Genomic DNA, 17,207 nt, shown 5'->3' with positions numbered 1-17,207 from the left:
GACTCCTTTAAGCGCTATAGAACACATCAACGGGCGTCTTGCGCTGCGCTAATACTGCTCTGATAGGCATTTCGTTCACATCGTCATTTTCTAACGCTTGGCGATATACGGATAATTTTGACTCACCTACAAGGTGAAGATAGATTTGACGGCTGTTTAAGATTGCACCTTTAGATAAAGTAATACGAGCATGTGGCGCTGTAGTTGGATTAACCGCTGCACACAAAGACTCGGTGGTAAATGCATTATCTAATTCAGCGCTGCACGGGAACCAAGAACAGGTGTGTCCATCTGTTCCCATACCTAAAACAACGACATCAAAAGGTTTAGGGAAATTAGCTAATGACTCAATGGTCATATCACAGCCTTTCTCTGGGCTATCAAACATGTTTTTTAAACCGCGAAATTTTGCATTTGCTGCACGATTTTGTAATAGATGTTCACGGACTAAACGCTCATTTGAGTCATTGGCTTCAGCATCAACCCAACGTTCGTCAGCCAATGTAATGTATACATCAGCCCAATCAATGGCTTTATTACTGAGTAATTTGAATAATTTCAACGGTGTTGAGCCACCAGAAACAACTAAGCTAGCTTTACCTCGGCTATCAACTGCGTCTTGTAATTGGCTAGCAATTTTATCAGCAAGCTTTGCTTCTAAATCGCTAGGTGTATCAAATGATTTAAATACAGATTCTTTTATCATCATCAATCCTTACTCGTCCCAAGAACGGCCGTCTTTAGTAATAAGAGCAACTGAAGCAACTGGGCCCCAAGTGCCTGCAGGGTAAGGCTTTGGCTTTTCGCCGCCGTTTTCCCAAGAATTCATGATGCCGTCAACCCAAGTCCATGCTTCTTCAACTTCATCACGACGAACGAATAAGGCTTGGTTACCAATCATGGCTTCTAATAACAAACGTTCATAAGCATCAGCAATGCGTTCGTTTTTGAAAGTATCGGTGAAACTTAAATCAAGCTTGGTAGTTTGAATGCGCTGTTTCTCTTCCAAACCAGGCACTTTATTCATCATTTGAATTTCAACGCCTTCATGAGGCTGTAGACGAATCGTTAATTTATTTGGCGGCAAATTACGCATGCTGTCGCGATACAAGTTCAACGGTGGATTTTTAAAGTAAACCACAATCTCAGAACTCTTAAATGGCATACGCTTACCACTACGTAAGTAGAAAGGTACGCCTGCCCAACGCCAGTTATCAATATCAACACGCAGTGCTACAAAAGTTTCAGTGCTTGATTTAACGTTTGCACCTTCTTCTTCAAGGTAACCAGGTACTGGGCTGCCTTTTAAGAAACCAGCGGTGTATTGACCGCGCACAGTATTCTCAAAAACGTTATATGGTGTGATTGGACGCAATGATTTAAGGACTTTTACCTTTTCATCACGAATGCTGTCAGCATCAAGATTAACTGGAGGATCCATTGCAACAAGGGTTAACACTTGTAATAAATGGTTTTGGATCATGTCACGCATTTGACCTGCAGTATCAAAATAACCCCAACGGCCTTCAATACCCACTTCTTCAGCGACAGTAATTTGTACATGATCAATGGTTCGGTTATCCCACTTCGATGCAAATAAAGAATTTGCAAAACGAAGTGCTATCAGATTTTGTACTGTTTCTTTACCTAAGTAATGGTCAATACGGTAAACCTGATTTTCATTGAAATACTCAGATACTTTATTATTGATAACTTTTGAAGACTCAAGACAAGTACCAATTGGCTTTTCAAGCACGATACGCGTATCAGAGTGAATAAGATTTTGTTCATTAAGACAACGACAGATATCGCCGAAGATAGAAGGAGGTGTTGCAAAATAACTTACCATGACACGCTTAGTAGGCTCTAATAAGTCATGGAATGCTTTATAGCCTTCAGCTTCTGTAAAGTTAGTGCCGATGTAATGGCAACGAGCAATAAATCTTTCTAGGGTTTCTTCACACAATTCGTCTTTAACAAATGTGTTTAACGCTTTATGTACTAAGGCGACAAACTCTTCATGAGTGAAGGCATCTTTAGCGACACCAATCACTTTCGTATCTTTATCTAGCAGGTTTGCTTTATCTAATTGATAAAGTGAAGGCAGTAATTTACGTCTCGCGAGATCGCCCTTCGTACCAAAAAGTACAAAATCGCAAGCCTTAGCCCCTGATGATGAGTTACTCATTGCTTTACATACTCCTTTATATTGTGTGCTCATTGGCTATTATTTTGTGCTGCCGATGATTTAAAACACACTTTTGTTGTAATATAACAACAGAATTAGATTTGTGCATCTATAATTTGAAAATATTCGTTTGTCTTGTATCTAGCCTTTTTAACATAAAACCTGATAGTATTTTGGTGATTAAATTACTCTACTATCTCTTTATAGTTACAGAATAACTCAGTAAACTGACTACATAACGTTTATAGAAGTACGAAAATTACTTCATTTACTATTAAAATGTAATTTATGATATAAAATTACATCATCCATTTTAGCGGACAATTGCTTATGAATACCCTTGAAAAGGTGCAAAAGAGCCTTACACAATTTAGTAAGTCAGAGCGTAAAGTGGCAGAAGTTATCTTATCTTCTCCACAAACAGCTATCCACTCTAGTATAGCTACGCTTGCGAAAATGGCTGACGTCAGTGAGCCAACGGTGAATCGCTTTTGTCGCCGTCTAGACACTAAAGGTTTTCCTGATTTTAAATTACATCTAGCGCAAAGTCTTGCTAACGGCACGCCTTATGTTAGCCGTCATGTCGAAGAAGATGATTCTCCAGAATCATATACAACAAAAATCTTCGAATCTTCAATGGCATCCCTTGATACAGCACGTCAAAGCCTAGATGTAGTAGCAGTTAATAAAGCTGTCGATATCCTAACTCAAGCTAAAACCATCTCGTTTTTCGGCCTAGGTGCTTCATCTTCTGTTGCTCACGATGCGCAAAATAAATTCTTCCGCTTTAATGTTCCAGTTATATGCTTTGATGATGTACTGATGCAACGAATGAGCTGCATTGGCTGTGATGAAGGTGATGTGGTCGTACTAATTTCACATACTGGACGTACCAAATCATTAATTGAAATAGCCCGTATTGCACGTGAGAACGGCGCTGCCGTGATTGGTATTACTGCACGTAATTCCCCTCTTTCACACGAATGTACTCTACCAGTGACGATGGAAGTGCCAGAAGATACAGATATGTATTTGCCTATGGCATCTCGTTTAGCACAGCTCGTCACAATTGATGTTCTGGCAACCGGGTTTACCCTTCGCAGAGGCCCACGTTTTCGAGATAATTTGAAGCGTGTTAAGGAAGTTTTAAAAGAATCACGAGTTAATAAAGATCTTACTATTTAAATATTTCCTTTAAATGACAAGACTGAAAAGCCGAACAGTATTAACTGTTCGGCCTTTTTTTTGTCTAAAGATCGATTATGTCACAAAAATAAAACACAAAAACCGTTCTTTTTGTTTGTAACTTTCCTACATAATGCCAAAATCTCTGTTAATATAGTTTCATTATATGTACCGAATTCTTTTTCTTTAAATTAACGGAGTATCTTATGTTCCGCAGAACTAAAATCGTTACTACACTTGGCCCTGCAACTGATCGTGATGACAATTTACGTAAAATCATCGCAGCAGGTGCGAATGTGGTGCGTCTTAACTTCTCACATGGTTCACCAGAAGATCATCTTAAACGTGCTACTGACGCTCGTAACATCGCTAAAGAGTTAGGCGTTCATGTCGCAGTATTAGGTGACTTACAAGGCCCTAAAATTCGTGTTTCTACTTTCAAAGATAACAAGAAAATTCAACTGAATTTAGGTGATATCTTTGTTTTAGATGCGGCATTAGGCAAAGGCGAAGGTGACGAAAAGCAAGTTGGTATTGATTACAAAGAGTTACCAAACGACGTTGTTATCGGTGACATCTTAATGCTTGATGATGGTCGTGTTCAACTTCGTGTTGATTCAGTAGACGGTCAAAAAGTTTTCACTACTGTTACTGTTGCTGGTCCTCTATCAAACAATAAAGGTATCAATAAGCAAGGTGGCGGTTTAACTGCACCAGCATTAACTGAAAAAGATAAAGCTGACATTTTAACAGCTGCTCAAATTCAAGTTGATTACCTTGCCGTTTCATTTCCACGTACAGGTGCAGATTTAGACTTAGCTCGTAAACTTGCTGAAGAAGCTGGTAGCTATGCATTAATCGTATCAAAAGTGGAACGTGCTGAAGCTGTTGGTACTGACGAAGCAATGGACGATGTTATTAAAGCATCTGATGCTGTAATGGTTGCTCGTGGTGACTTAGGTGTTGAAATTGGCGATGCTGCATTAGTGGCTGTTCAAAAGAAACTCATTAAGCGCTCACGTCAACTTAATAAAGTTGTTATTACAGCGACCCAAATGATGGAATCAATGATTTCTAGTCCTATGCCAACACGTGCAGAAGTGATGGATGTAGCTAACGCTGTATTAGATGGCACAGATGCGGTAATGCTTTCAGCTGAAACAGCTGCCGGTGACTTCCCAGAAGAAACTGTGTTAGCAATGAGCAACGTTTGTAAAGGTGCAGAACAACATCCTTCAGTGATGTCTTCTAAACATAGATTGGATCAAAAGTTCAATTCTATTGAAGAAACTATCGCTCTTTCTACTATGTATGCAGCTAACCACCTTGAAGGTGTTAAAGCGATTATCAGTTTGACTGAATCTGGTGAGACAACTAAATTAATGTCTCGTATCAGTTCATCATTACCTATTTTTGCGCTGTCACGTCATCAAAAGACGTTAGCAAAGCTTGCATTGTTCCGTGGTGTGATGCCGGTTCAGTTTGACTCTACAGCAGTCGCAGCAGATGCATTAGCTTCTGAAGCACTAAAAGCTGTCGCTAAAGCTGGTTACCTTAAATCAGGTGACATGGTCTTAATGACTAAAGGTGATGCGATGGAAACAGTTGGCGGCACAAACACTTGTAAAGTGTTAGTCGTAGCTTAGTTGATTTTGTAACTACATTTACATCAAGCTCAATGGTAATTAACTCGCTATTTAGCTTCATAAAAAAACCACCTCAATGAGGTGGTTTTTTATTACGTGTGTTTTAATCTTTCAAATAACATTAATTATAGTGATTCAAAATCATTCACATTAATCGCAGCTAAACGTTTTATATCAGCATCAACCAATTGGTCGTACTCTTGCTGATCAATAACATTGTTTTCTAATGCTTCACTGAAACTAGCTAGAGCAGGTAGTTTTGGCGTGAGTTCACCTGCCTTCTGTGCTTTTCTCAAGCGAGCATATAAATGCTTACACTCAATCTTTGCAAGAAAAGCTTGTTCAACTTCAGCAATACCACTCTTATCCCCTTCAAAATCAGCACATAAGAAAGTAATACGATCCCTTGCTGGTGATGGTTGTAAGAAGTTGTCTGCTAATGTCGTCGCTTGTTTATCTGATGGCGCATTAAAATGATTGCCTAATGGGAATATAATCACTTTCAATAATATGCCAACAAGCTTACTTGGGAAGTTACGTGTTGCTTCATGAAGCGCTTTAGCCGCAAGATGTAAACGTTCTGTCATTACATAATGCACAATCGGCAAATCGTCTTGTTGACGGCCGTTGTCTTCAAATTGCTTTAAAGTGGCAGATGCTAAATAAAGTTGGCTAAGTACATCACCCATACGCGCAGAAATCATTTCTTTACGCTTTAAGTCACCGCCCATTATTAGCATAGACAAATCCGTCATGATGGCTAAACCCGATGATAATCGGCTCATGTCTTTGTAATACTGCTGCGTGGTACCACTCACTGGCGATGAATTAGTTTTACTGGCTGTTAATGCGTTAAAGAACGCCATAGCACCATTACGCGCTGCGTAGCCCATATGACCCATCAACAAAGCATCAAAACGGTTAATAGCTGCTTTTTGATCTTCCATCGCTGCCGTTTCCATTTCAGCAAGGACATAAGGATGACAACGTGTTGCACCTTGACCAAAAATCATCAGAGAACGAGTGAGGATGTTTGCGCCTTCAACCGTTATCGAAATTGGGCTAGACATGTATGCATGACCTAAGTAATTTTTAGCGCCAAGCTGAATACCCTTACCTGATTGAATATCCATTGCATCTTCAACCACATCTCGACCCAGTTCAGTCATATGGTATTTTGCAATAGCCGTTACTACTGACGGTTTAACCTTAAGGTCAATACCTGTTGTCGTTAAACAACGCGCGGCTTCAAGTTGATAAGTATTAGCAATGATACGGGCTAAAGCTTCTTGTACGCCTTCAAACTTACCAATTGGCATGCCAAATTGTTGTCTCACATAACTGTAAGCAGTTGTTGTTTTGGTCGCCATTTGCGCTGATGCAGTGGCAAGTGCAGGTAGAGAAATACCGCGACCAGCTGATAAACACTCAACCAACATTCTCCAGCCTTTACCGGCAAATTGAGGGCCACCAATAATCCAATCAAGGGGGATAAATACATCCTTACCTGTGGTGGTGCCATTCATAAATGCCATCATGAGTGGGTTATGGCGTCGGCCAATTTCAACCCCTTCATGATCGGTAGGAATTAACGCACAAGTAATACCAATGTTTTGTTCATCACCTAATAAACCTTCAGGATCGCGCATTTGAAACGCTAATCCGAGTACGGTCGCAACAGGTGCTAAAGTGATATAGCGTTTATCCCAAGTTAAACTTAAACCTAGGGTATCTTCACCATTAAACTCACGACGACAAACGATACCAACATCTGGAATAGCACCAGCATCTGAACCTGCTTCAGGGCCAGTTAACGCAAAACACGGTAATTCTTCACCAACCGCTAATGCTGGTAACCAACGCTCTTTTTGCTCTTGAGTACCATAGTGAGTCAATAATTCACCAGGACCCAGTGAATTAGGTACCATAACTGTCACAGCAGCACTGATACTTCTGGTAGCAATTTTACTTACAATAGTTGAATTCGCATAAGCAGAGAACTCACGACCACCAAACTTTTTAGGGATAATTAAAGCGAAAAAACCTTCTTTTTTAAAGTAATCCCATAATTCAGGAGGTAGATCTTTACGATTATGAACAATGTCATAATCGTCAATCATTGTGAGTGCTGTCATCACTTGATTGTTAATAAAGTCTTGTTCTTCAGCAGAGAGTGTTGGTTTGCCGTAGTTATGTAACGTATTCCAGTTAGGGTTACCACGGAATAACTCACCTTCCCACCATACATCGCCAGCTTCCATAGCTTCTTTTTCAGTACTTGAGAGCGGTGGTAACACTTTTTTGAAAAAACTAAAAACAGGACGAGTAATAAAACGCATCCTTAAATTTCGGACACCAAATAGCACAATCAGTGCTATTAAAACTAGTATGAGGACAGTCATGTTAATCCCTTATTCCTTTGCTAAAATGGGTACTGAAACGCCAGCTGCCATATATGGTATGACTTTACGTATAATTGCTTCGGTATCGTTATGTTCACCATAATCTGCTGCAGCAATTTCATTTAATGCATCTGCAGAAGCCATAGTGAAAACAATTGTGCCTAAGGTAAAGTGTAGACGCCAAAACATTTCTGCAGGCGGAATATGCGGCGCACTTGCTGAAACCGCTTTTACGAACGCTTCTAAATATTGTCCATAATGCGTTGTGATAAACCAACGCAAATGACCTTGACTCTCAATATAACCACGACCTAACAACTGTAGAAAAATCGTTGTTCCACCATGACGTACCTGATTGAGTTCCAGCAAGGGCTTAATTAGCGATGAAAATATTTCATTCAAATTAGCAAGCTCTGGATTTTTAAATAACCTTTGTATTTCAGCTGCTGCACTAGGCATAAACACATCTAAGTAGCGTGCTAACACCGCTCGAATGAGTTCTTTCTTTGAACCAAAATGATAGTTAACGGATGCCAAATTGACTTCAGCTTTACTGGTAATTAACCTTAACGATGTTTCTGAAAAGCCTCTTTCGGCAAATAATTTTTCAGCGGCATCAAGAATTCTTGTTTTTGTATCTGTTCTGCTTGCCATTCCATGACCCATTTCAATTAAAACACTCGTTTAAATTAAACATTGAGCGCACACTTGTCAATCTAATTTACTGTTAACAGACTAAGTTAATAGCAGGTTTATAGGCATCACAGCGGGTTCTGTTAACTTATATGCAATATAAGCCTTATTTATGTAAACTAACGCCGACAATAAAAATAAGGAAAACGATAAGATGAAACACCCTTTTAAACAGCCGTCCAAAATTGCATTGGTTATTTCAATTGCATTAGGGCTTACTGCCTGCCAACAAGCAGAAGAAGAAATCATCACTTCAACAGCGGAAGTTCAAAATACTGTTATTAAAGCAACATCAACAATTGATAGTGAATCAGCAATTAAGTTTATTAATCAAGCAGAAGCTGAGTTGGCTCAACTGTCTATAGAAGGCGCTCGTACTGAATGGGTATATAGTAACTTTATTACTGAAGATACAGCCGCACTCTCAGCTGCTATTGGTGAGAAAATGACTTCTCGCTCAGTTAGCTTTGCTACCGAAGCCGCCAAATATGCCAATGTAGAACTCGATTCTGTCAATGCCCGTAAGTTACATATTCTACGCAGTAGCCTTGTTTTGCCCGCACCTCTCGATCCAGTAAAGAATGCAGAACTTGCACAAATCAGTTCAGAATTAAACGGCTTATATGGCAAAGGGAAATACTGTTTTGATGATGGACGTTGTCTCACGCAGCCTGAACTTTCAGCGTTAATGGCAGAGTCTCAAGATCCCGCTGTATTATTAGAGGCTTGGCAAGGTTGGCGTGAAATAGCTAAGCCGATGCGCCCTTTGTTTGAACGAGAAGTTGAACTTGCTAATGAAGGCGCTAGAGACTTAGGTTTTGCTGATCTATCTGAATTATGGCGTAGTCAATATGATATGAAACCAGACGACTTTTCTGCAGAACTCGATAGATTATGGGGTGACATTAAGCCTTTATATGATTCTCTACATTGTTACGTACGTGGCGAGTTAAACGAGCAATATGGTGATGACATAGCACCTAAGCAAGGTCCAATTCCTGCTCATCTATTGGGTAACATGTGGGCACAGCAATGGGGAACCATATACAATTCAGTGGCACCTGAAGATGCTGATCCAGGTTATGATGTAACAGCCCTACTTGCTGCAAATAATTATGACGAAATTAAAATGGTTGAACAAGCTGAAGGCTTTTTCTCATCCCTTGGTTTCGATGAATTACCAGATACTTTTTGGACACGTTCCCTTTTTGTTCAACCCAAAGATCGTGATGTCGTTTGTCATGCATCTGCTTGGGATTTAGACAACGAAGATGATATTCGTATTAAGATGTGTATTCAAAAAACTGCTGAAGACTTTACTGTTATTCATCATGAGCTTGGCCACAATTATTATCAACGAGCCTATAAAAACCAGCCTCATTTATTTAAAGGCTCTGCCAATGATGGTTTCCATGAAGCTATTGGCGATACCATCGCATTATCAATCACCCCAAGCTACTTAAAACAAATAGGTTTACTTGACGAGGTACCTGATGCTTCTAAAGACATAGGTCTATTATTAAAACAAGCACTCGATAAAATTGCTTTTATGCCATTTGGCTTAATGATTGATCAGTGGCGCTGGAAAGTCTTCAATGGCGAAATAACACCTGAACAATACAACCAAGCTTGGTGGGATTTACGTGAAAAATATCAAGGTGTGGCTGCACCGATAGCACGTACAGAAGCCGATTTCGATCCCGGTGCTAAATACCACGTACCGGGTAACGTGCCTTATACACGCTATTTCTTAGCTCATGTACTTCAATTCCAATTTCACAAATCGTTATGTGACATTGCTGGTAATGAAGGCCCTGTCCACCGATGCAGTATTTACGGCAACAAAGAAGCTGGCGATAAGTTAAATCAAATGCTAGAAGCTGGACTCAGTCAGCCTTGGCCTGAAGCACTGAATATTGTTACTGGTACTAAGTCAATGGATGCTAAAGCGGTATTGGATTATTTTGCGCCATTGCAGGTTTGGCTTGATGAGCAGAATAAAACCGAAAATCGTCAATGCGGTTGGTAATCGAGTCAATATAGATACACCTATTGGTTTTGGTAAATAATCAAAACATTAAAGAGCACCTAATTAAGGTGCTCTTTTTGTAGCTACAGTAATATTTAGCCTTAAATCAATTCTAGGCACATTAACCTGATGACTGCTAATGTCAGTCTTTGCATATCCTAATCAATTAATATAAATCGAATACAAATACCAACAACATAACCTTTTGCTTCTTCAATCACACAAAATCTCATTTATCCCTTTACTGAACACAACGCCACAATTTAACCAGATCAAAACAAATGAGAAACAGGTGAGCAACCAAAACCTACACACCTTTTAACGACATTAATATGACACCTGTTGTTATTTTGACTTATACGATCTAGATCACATAAATAGCCGTTTATGAGACAAGTCTTTGTGGTAATTTACGTTCGAACACAAAGTGAATGGAGTTACTTGTGCAGCGAATGCGTAGGTGATCCTATTACATCAACAATCCACATTCGGATTTCTGTTGATTTCAATACAGTTAAACACCCGCCTTCGTTTAAAAATATAATTAATCATTCAGTTATTAATTAGCCCTTCTTCATTCTAAGTATTGTTTTCTTGAATTATTCAGGAGCAAGGAGTTTTGTGTGAAAAAAAGTAACTATGTAAAACTAAGAAATGGTCGAGCTAAACGGATCCGTAAAGGTTCGACATTAAATTATGCTAACCACAAAACTAGCATTCACTTTCTCTTCATCACTATGGCAGTGTTGTATTTCGTCATGTAAGTGCAAAGCCGGTTCAATGATGCCTTTTGTGAATAATTCAGCAACAACAAACAACATGTAAGCTACTGTTAATTAACTTATTAGTTTCGACTTTAAACATTTTATAACCATCAGCTTTGCTTTATACAATATCTTTTATGAAATGTCTCACTAGTTCACATTTATGGATAAAACATAGTTATTTTTTTAGATGAAAATGACAAAGTTATTAATGGAATCAATTTCAAAAGCACTCAAACCTCAGTACTACTAATTAATATTTGAATGTGAGTGATTGTTAATTAATGACTGTTATTAGTGATTGTTAATAGTGATTGTCACCAATGGTTGTTGATTACAACTGTTTGCTTAAAAGATTTAATCATTAGCTTTGATTGAATGCTTCTATTGAGAAGAATATTGACTCAGATCGGTGTATCTAAGCCGCAATATCCTTTGTTTTACTTAATACAATTTAATGATCTCCAGGAGTTATGGTCGAGTCTACAAGGCATCAAACCTAATCCCGCAGCCTTCTAAAACATTAAATCGGTTTCAAACAATGAAACCTAGGCACAACATGAACAAGAAAAGTTATCAAAAACACAGAAATGAGCGATCACAACGTTTAAATAACGAAAGCAGTGATAAAGCAAACAACACAACCACAATCATTATATTTGTGATTCTTATCGGTGTACTTGGCTATTTACTGATATAACTGCAGCAAAGATAAACAACACGTAAAGCCCTTCCCCACGGGCTTTATTAATCACATATTCCTAACGACATATGCATTATCTAAAGCCGCTGCCTTTGCGATTGGTTTCACTTGCTACTACGCGTTGCTGTTCAGATTTGACTAACATCACAAACAAAGCTCCTGTTCCACCTTGTTCGCGGGTTGCACTGTGAAAAGCTTGTACCTCTTCTAACTGAACTAACCAATGATTAACAGCCGACTTCATCAATCCAGCAAAAGGTTTGCTTTTAAACCCTTTGCCGTGAATAACTAATATATTTCTCTCACCTCGCCCATAGGCTTGTAAAACAGCATCGATTAACAATTCACGTGCTTGAACCAAACGATAAGCATGCAGATCTATTACAGATTTAGTTTTATATTTACCTAAACGTAAATGACGAAACACTTCTTCTTGGACACCATTGATTTTATAGCTAATGATCTCCTCTGGTTCAACCGGTAGTATCAAAGCAGGATCAACAGTAAGTTTATCCAAATACTCGTTTTGTGCTGCCGCAGCTCGTCTTGCTAACTGTGAGTCAGTCGGTAAATGAGTGGATTGATTAAAATGACTATCATTGACCTTAAGTGGCTTAACACCTGCCATTTCTTCCCAAAATAAATCACTGTCTTCTTGCTGCATCATCAACTCCTACACAATTTGTAAAGATTCCACGCTTTTGCTGCGGATTATAATAATTTATAGTGTCATCCATATCTTGAACTGCATACGCATTCATTTAAAACTCATTTTAAGAGCATTATATTTACATGAGCCATATAAAACTTTTGTTTATTTTCGTTTTATCTTTTTTCAGTCACTTTTCAACTGCTGAAACAATGACAGACAACGACTTAATTAATGCTAACTATAAAGTCTTTTCTTCAGGATTTGAAAAATTAGATCTCAACATCATTGATCAAATTTATGCTGACGATGCCGTTTACATTTCAGAAACCTTCGATAAAGAAATTGTGACAGGTAAAGAAAATATCTTATCCTTGTATAAAGTCTTTTTTAAGAAAATTGCCAAAAAATCAGCCCATATCGATGTCGATTTTAGAGTCATCAACCGAGAATTGACCGATGAAAATGCAACCGATGTAGGTTATTACTTAGTGCGTTTCCATCCCCGTAAAGAAACTGGCGAACCAACGAGTGTATTCTCAGGAAAGTTTGTTCTCGTGTCTCGTAAAGTTGGTGAGCAACAATGGCAGTTTATCGTTGATTCAAATACTAAAGTTAAACCTGATTTCTACTTCTCTGCAAAACCAAGTTCAAACTTATACTACGGGCGTCAATTTAACCCACTAATAGAATCACATGAAGAAACCACGGCTTTACATGAAAATCATCAAGAGTCTGACGAACACGACCATTAATTTGTTCATGTTCAGTCAATAAAATCGCAATTAGAAATGCCATAACGACGGTGAATCGATAAAGATATTCTGTTACGCTTTAAAAATCTGTACCATTGTCATTTCAATACTAATCAATAAAATGCCAGCAGATCATTAGCCATTAACATGACAATAAACATTCAATCTCTTTGCCCTTGCGGCAGAACACTCACTTACGCCCAGTGTTGCCAGCCATTTCACTTAAAAGTTAACACTGCAAATGATGTAGAAACACTCATGCGCTCTCGTTATTGCGCTTTTGTTCTACAGCATCATCAATACTTAATCGACACCCACCACCCTGACTACTTAAATGGCTTAACCGTTGAACTTCTAGCGCAAGGCGCAAATGACACTGAATGGTTAGGATTAGACGTAGAAGAATCGCAAAATGATTTGGTCGAAGGCACAGTCACTTTTAAAGCATGGTATATAAACAATAATGACATCGATGCTATTTACGAGTGTTCACAATTTCAGAAGTTGAATGGCATGTGGTATTACACAGAAGGAGAACAAAGAGCGGCTGAGTTACCCAAACGAAATGATAAGTGCGTTTGCTACAGTGGAAAAAAGTTTAAAGCTTGTTGCATGCGAAAAATTGTCTAACGTTAAAGCTTTAAAGTGAAATCAATGCTTAATGTACCGCTGTATTTTGCTCAAAAATGAACTTTGAAAATTCGTTTTCTCTTATAGCGGGACTGTATAAATACCCTTGTGCATGATGGCAACTACTATCTTCGAGGAATATTTCCTGCTCTTTAGTTTCAACCCCTTCCGCTGTCAATGATATGTTCAAGGCTTTGGCCATTGCGATAATTGCGCTAACTATCTCACGGCTTTCATGGCTAGTGGTTAAATCTGATATAAATGAACGATCTATTTTTAACTTAGTAATAGGAAATTGCTTTAGATAACGCATAGAGCTATAGCCCGTGCCAAAATCGTCAATGGCTAAGCCTACACCCAAGTCAGCCAATTCTTGACACAAACGAGTGGCATGTCGAATATCACCCATTAATTCTGTTTCTGTTATTTCTAGAATCAAACTCTGTGGTTTTATTCTATAACGAGTGACTAAATTCCAAACTTGCTCGAATAAATTGCCACTGAAGAACTGTCTTGCTGCAACGTTAACATGCATCACTATGTCAACATCTTTACGCTGCCATAAATTAAGCTGTTTACAAGCCGCTTCGAGTACCCAGTCGCCGATAGCATTAATCATTCCTGATTGTTCTGCTATCTCAATAAACGCACCAGGATAAAGTATGCCCTTTTTAGGGTGATGCCAGCGTATTAACGCCTCAGCACCAATATACTTGTGGTTTTTTAAATCCATTAACGGCTGATAGTAGAGCTCAAATTGCCTACCACGGATAGCAGACATTAAATCTCTTTCTATATCAGCATTATTTTTAAACGTGGCTAATAAATCATCATTGAATATCTGAAAATTCAACATGGCTTTCTTCTTGGCATATTGCAGTGCAATATCAGCACAAGATAAAGGTGAGAATTGTGATGCAACAGCAGCGACATCCACAACCGCGATGGCTGCTTTAGGATCAACTTTTTCGCGACCGATAACAGAAGGAACAGCTAGCTTTTGATAAAGCTTAAAAACAACTTCTTCAAGAATTTCTGTTGATTCAAGATCAGGTAACAAAACGGCAAACTCATCACTGCCTACACGTGCAACATCAATGGCATTATTACTTAGTGCGAAGTGTTTTAATCTACGTGCAACTTCAGTTAACAGTGCATCACCTTGCTCATGACCACTGGTGTCATTAAAACGTTTGAAGCCCATCAAATCGATTAGAAACAGTATACCGTTTGAAGCTCGGTCAAGTTGCTGGGTGAAATGCAGCCGATTATGCAAGCCTGTTAAAGTACAATTCCAAGCAAGGTTTTCTAATTCGTCTTTATGTCGACGCTGCTCAGAAACATTAATACAAGAAACCAAGGCATAATAATTACCTTGCTCTGTTACAAAGCGGTTGGCTTGATACTGTACCCAGTATTTAGTGTTATCGACTCTCTCCAGCTCAGCTTCACCTTGAATCGTTTCACCAGCAATTAATTTTTCAGTGAGTTCATTGGCAAGTTCGCGTTTACCACGGAAAAAATCTAAAGTAATTAACTCGTTATCTTGAACAATCTCGCGAGCAAGCCCTGTCATCTTTTCATGAGCAGGATTGACGTACTCAATGATCTGAGTTTTCAGATTGATTAACATCAGTACATGCTTAGCTTGTTCTGTCGCACTATGAAATAAAGTTAGTCGTTCATTATTGTCATAGGCATAACGCGTTGCGAGGGTCAGTGCTAATTGATCTGCAAATTGACATGCAAATTCTATGTTTGGTATGGATAATTCAACTTGGTGATCAAACTCAATACAAAGTAGACCTTCGATATGGCCATTAATTCGGATAGCCACATCAAGATTAGATTCAATTCCAGTTTGTTTATAATAGTCAGAAAAACAGCTTAAACGCTTATCAGTTGCTGAAATGCTACTAGCAATGTGTCTATAACGGCGGATTTCTTCAAAATATGATTCAGAGGCAAAATTATCATGACGTAATTGCTTAATCGCATCACTAATAGCGACTACTGGGGAAAGGCAGGCAACAACTTTTTGCTCAAGTGCTTTATTTCGTAGAGAAATAACAGACACACAAGTGGCATTAAAATGCTTCAACAGCAATTTACAGACTAATTCAGAGGTTCCGGTGAAGTCCCCCTTTTCTTTAGCCACAGAGTTTACAATTAACTCTAATAAGTGTTGCTCAGTTTGCTTCATTATTATTCCCAAAAAGACAGCATAGCAATCGGGTTGACCTCATTCTTAGGAGGTCTTTATCCATTTAAAATCAGGGTAATTATCATACCCATAAGTGTTATACAGAAAAAAACCTGTATATAGGAATAAACAAAAGGTCTATCCCAAAAGTATTAGTGTTACGAAGGTTACACTTACGACATAAAATTGCAAGATGTAACCCTTAAATTTAGATTGTAACCAAGAGTTTTCGCTTTTACAGACTGTTTTCTAACTGAAAAATCATTTTTTCAGCTGTAAATTCAAACTCAATAAACACCGTTATGTGATTGTCGGTTTCATCAAAACGAGTGTTAACAGAGTCAAATCGTGTTTCTGCTTTTTCAATAATCGCCTGAGCATCCGCTAAGGCTGTTTCGCCTTCAACTTGCAAAATCAACTGCGTATCTTGTTCATCGATCACAGTACCGATATCAACAAATGAACCACAATCATTACAGCTATCACTAACTTGAACGTCTTGCTTAGTAATCGTTTTAATCATATTAATCGCCTTTCACTGCTATAAAGCGTCAGCATAACGTAAAAACTGTCATTTATTATCTAGCTAGTTCACACAATTAGCAGAACATAATATTCAACAAATGTGACAACAACAATCATTACAGTTTAAAAATCAAGCAACTGCATAAAGCTGGTTTGCTAAAGTCTCACTTATTTTACGCTGAGTGGCTAATTGATCTAAGAAATGAATTTGATTTATTTCTGTAATTTCTGGAACTGATTGTTGGTGTTTTAATTTAGTAAGCTCATCGCAATTAGCCAAAACGATTTGCATTTCATCCTCATATTGCCCGCGAGTCACTAATGCTTCGGGTTTTAAAGCTTGTTGTAAATGAAATTGCGATACCCCGCCGCGTTGAAAATCAGTGGCGTGATCTATAGCTTGCTGTTGTGATAAATCACATACGAGTTGTTGAGCTTGAGGTAACTGAAAAGTTTTGTATAGTTTTTCATCGACATTGAGTTCTTTATCAAGTTGAAATTGTGACATGTCACGAGCATCAACAGACAACATAGATAAAAGAAGGCCAAATTCACCACGACGATCATGTTCAATCGCATCATTTAAACGATTGCCCAGTTGTAGTTCATTGACTAAAGGAAACTCAATTTGCATATAAAAACATCATTAATTACTGCGATTGTTATTTTATCGACCACTTGAACAAATACTTGAGAGTTATTTTCGATTTTGGCTTTACTTATATTTAATTCGTGACTATTATTCTCGCCGCAATTGAGGAGGGGTTCCCGAGTGGCCAAAGGGATCAGACTGTAAATCTGACGGCTCAGCCTTCGAAGGTTCGAATCCTTCTCC

Annotated in this window: 14 protein-coding genes; 6 read left to right on the top strand and 8 right to left on the bottom strand. The window is 38.5% G+C overall.

From position 1 onward, the window contains the following. Positions 1 to 7: 7 nt before the first annotated feature. Complete coding sequence (gene pgl, locus Q4600_RS15075; RefSeq protein WP_229368590.1) at positions 8 to 706, bottom strand: 6-phosphogluconolactonase; 699 nt, start codon at positions 704 to 706, stop codon at positions 8 to 10. A gap of 9 nt (positions 707 to 715) precedes the next feature. Continuing rightward, positions 716 to 2,188, bottom strand: a complete 1,473-nt coding sequence (zwf, locus tag Q4600_RS15070; RefSeq protein ID WP_303517185.1) for a glucose-6-phosphate dehydrogenase — start codon at positions 2,186 to 2,188, stop codon at positions 716 to 718. Positions 2,189 to 2,518: 330 nt separating this feature from the next. On the opposite strand from zwf, the gene Q4600_RS15065 reads away from it, so the two are divergent. Further along, positions 2,519 to 3,373 (top strand): MurR/RpiR family transcriptional regulator, encoded by an 855-nt coding sequence (locus Q4600_RS15065; protein ID WP_076541003.1) that lies wholly within the window; start codon positions 2,519 to 2,521, stop codon positions 3,371 to 3,373. A gap of 206 nt (positions 3,374 to 3,579) precedes the next feature. Beyond that, positions 3,580 to 5,019, top strand: coding sequence for a pyruvate kinase (gene pyk / locus Q4600_RS15060; RefSeq protein WP_102527234.1), 1,440 nt, complete (start codon positions 3,580 to 3,582; stop codon positions 5,017 to 5,019). 125 nt (positions 5,020 to 5,144) lie between these two features. Here the strand turns inward: pyk and Q4600_RS15055 are convergent, their stop codons facing one another. Next, positions 5,145 to 7,421 carry an acyl-CoA dehydrogenase gene (locus Q4600_RS15055; protein ID WP_303517186.1) on the bottom strand — a complete coding sequence of 759 codons (2,277 nt, stop codon included), beginning with the start codon at positions 7,419 to 7,421 and terminating at the stop codon, positions 5,145 to 5,147. 9 nt (positions 7,422 to 7,430) lie between these two features. After that, complete coding sequence (locus tag Q4600_RS15050) at positions 7,431 to 8,075, bottom strand: TetR/AcrR family transcriptional regulator (protein WP_102527232.1); 645 nt, start codon at positions 8,073 to 8,075, stop codon at positions 7,431 to 7,433. Between the two features lie 193 nt (positions 8,076 to 8,268). On the opposite strand from Q4600_RS15050, the gene Q4600_RS15045 reads away from it, so the two are divergent. Further along, the gene (locus Q4600_RS15045) at positions 8,269 to 10,143 is read left to right on the top strand and encodes a M2 family metallopeptidase (RefSeq protein WP_303517187.1); all 1,875 of its coding nucleotides are present in this window, start codon (positions 8,269 to 8,271) and stop codon (positions 10,141 to 10,143) included. A gap of 623 nt (positions 10,144 to 10,766) precedes the next feature. Continuing rightward, complete coding sequence (locus Q4600_RS15040) at positions 10,767 to 10,907, top strand: hypothetical protein (protein ID WP_157936199.1); 141 nt, start codon at positions 10,767 to 10,769, stop codon at positions 10,905 to 10,907. 776 nt (positions 10,908 to 11,683) lie between these two features. Here the strand turns inward: Q4600_RS15040 and smrA are convergent. After that, positions 11,684 to 12,277 carry a DNA endonuclease SmrA gene (smrA, locus tag Q4600_RS15035; RefSeq protein WP_248956345.1) on the bottom strand — a complete coding sequence of 198 codons (594 nt, stop codon included), beginning with the start codon at positions 12,275 to 12,277 and terminating at the stop codon, positions 11,684 to 11,686. Positions 12,278 to 12,402: 125 nt separating this feature from the next. On the opposite strand from smrA, the gene Q4600_RS15030 reads away from it, so the two are divergent. Together Q4600_RS15030 and Q4600_RS15025 are read left to right on the top strand one after the other, a co-directional pair. Next, positions 12,403 to 13,014 (top strand): DUF4440 domain-containing protein, encoded by a 612-nt coding sequence (locus Q4600_RS15030; RefSeq protein WP_303517189.1) that lies wholly within the window; start codon positions 12,403 to 12,405, stop codon positions 13,012 to 13,014. A gap of 147 nt (positions 13,015 to 13,161) precedes the next feature. Next, positions 13,162 to 13,644, top strand: coding sequence for a YchJ family protein (locus Q4600_RS15025; RefSeq protein ID WP_303517190.1), 483 nt, complete (start codon positions 13,162 to 13,164; stop codon positions 13,642 to 13,644). 28 nt (positions 13,645 to 13,672) lie between these two features. Here Q4600_RS15025 and Q4600_RS15020 read toward each other — a convergent pair whose 3' ends face one another. The 3 genes from Q4600_RS15020 to Q4600_RS15010 all read right to left on the bottom strand — a co-directional run bounded on the left by Q4600_RS15020 (position 13,673) and on the right by Q4600_RS15010 (position 17,006). Continuing rightward, positions 13,673 to 15,850 (bottom strand): EAL domain-containing protein, encoded by a 2,178-nt coding sequence (locus Q4600_RS15020; protein WP_229368697.1) that lies wholly within the window; start codon positions 15,848 to 15,850, stop codon positions 13,673 to 13,675. A 232-nt stretch (positions 15,851 to 16,082) separates the two neighbouring features. Continuing rightward, positions 16,083 to 16,370, bottom strand: coding sequence for a DUF406 family protein (locus Q4600_RS15015; protein WP_102527228.1), 288 nt, complete (start codon positions 16,368 to 16,370; stop codon positions 16,083 to 16,085). Between the two features lie 132 nt (positions 16,371 to 16,502). Then, positions 16,503 to 17,006: a VC2046/SO_2500 family protein gene (locus Q4600_RS15010; RefSeq protein ID WP_229368580.1), complete on the bottom strand. Its 504-nt coding sequence runs from the start codon at positions 17,004 to 17,006 to the stop codon at positions 16,503 to 16,505. Positions 17,007 to 17,207 lie beyond the last annotated feature (201 nt).

Origin of the sequence: Shewanella sp. 2_MG-2023 (assembly GCF_030548905.1) — a bacterium.
GTDB classification, from domain to species: domain Bacteria; phylum Pseudomonadota; class Gammaproteobacteria; order Enterobacterales; family Shewanellaceae; genus Shewanella; species Shewanella electrodiphila.
Note: the sequence above shows the minus strand (reverse complement) of the source record. Positions and strands in the feature narration are given on the sequence as shown.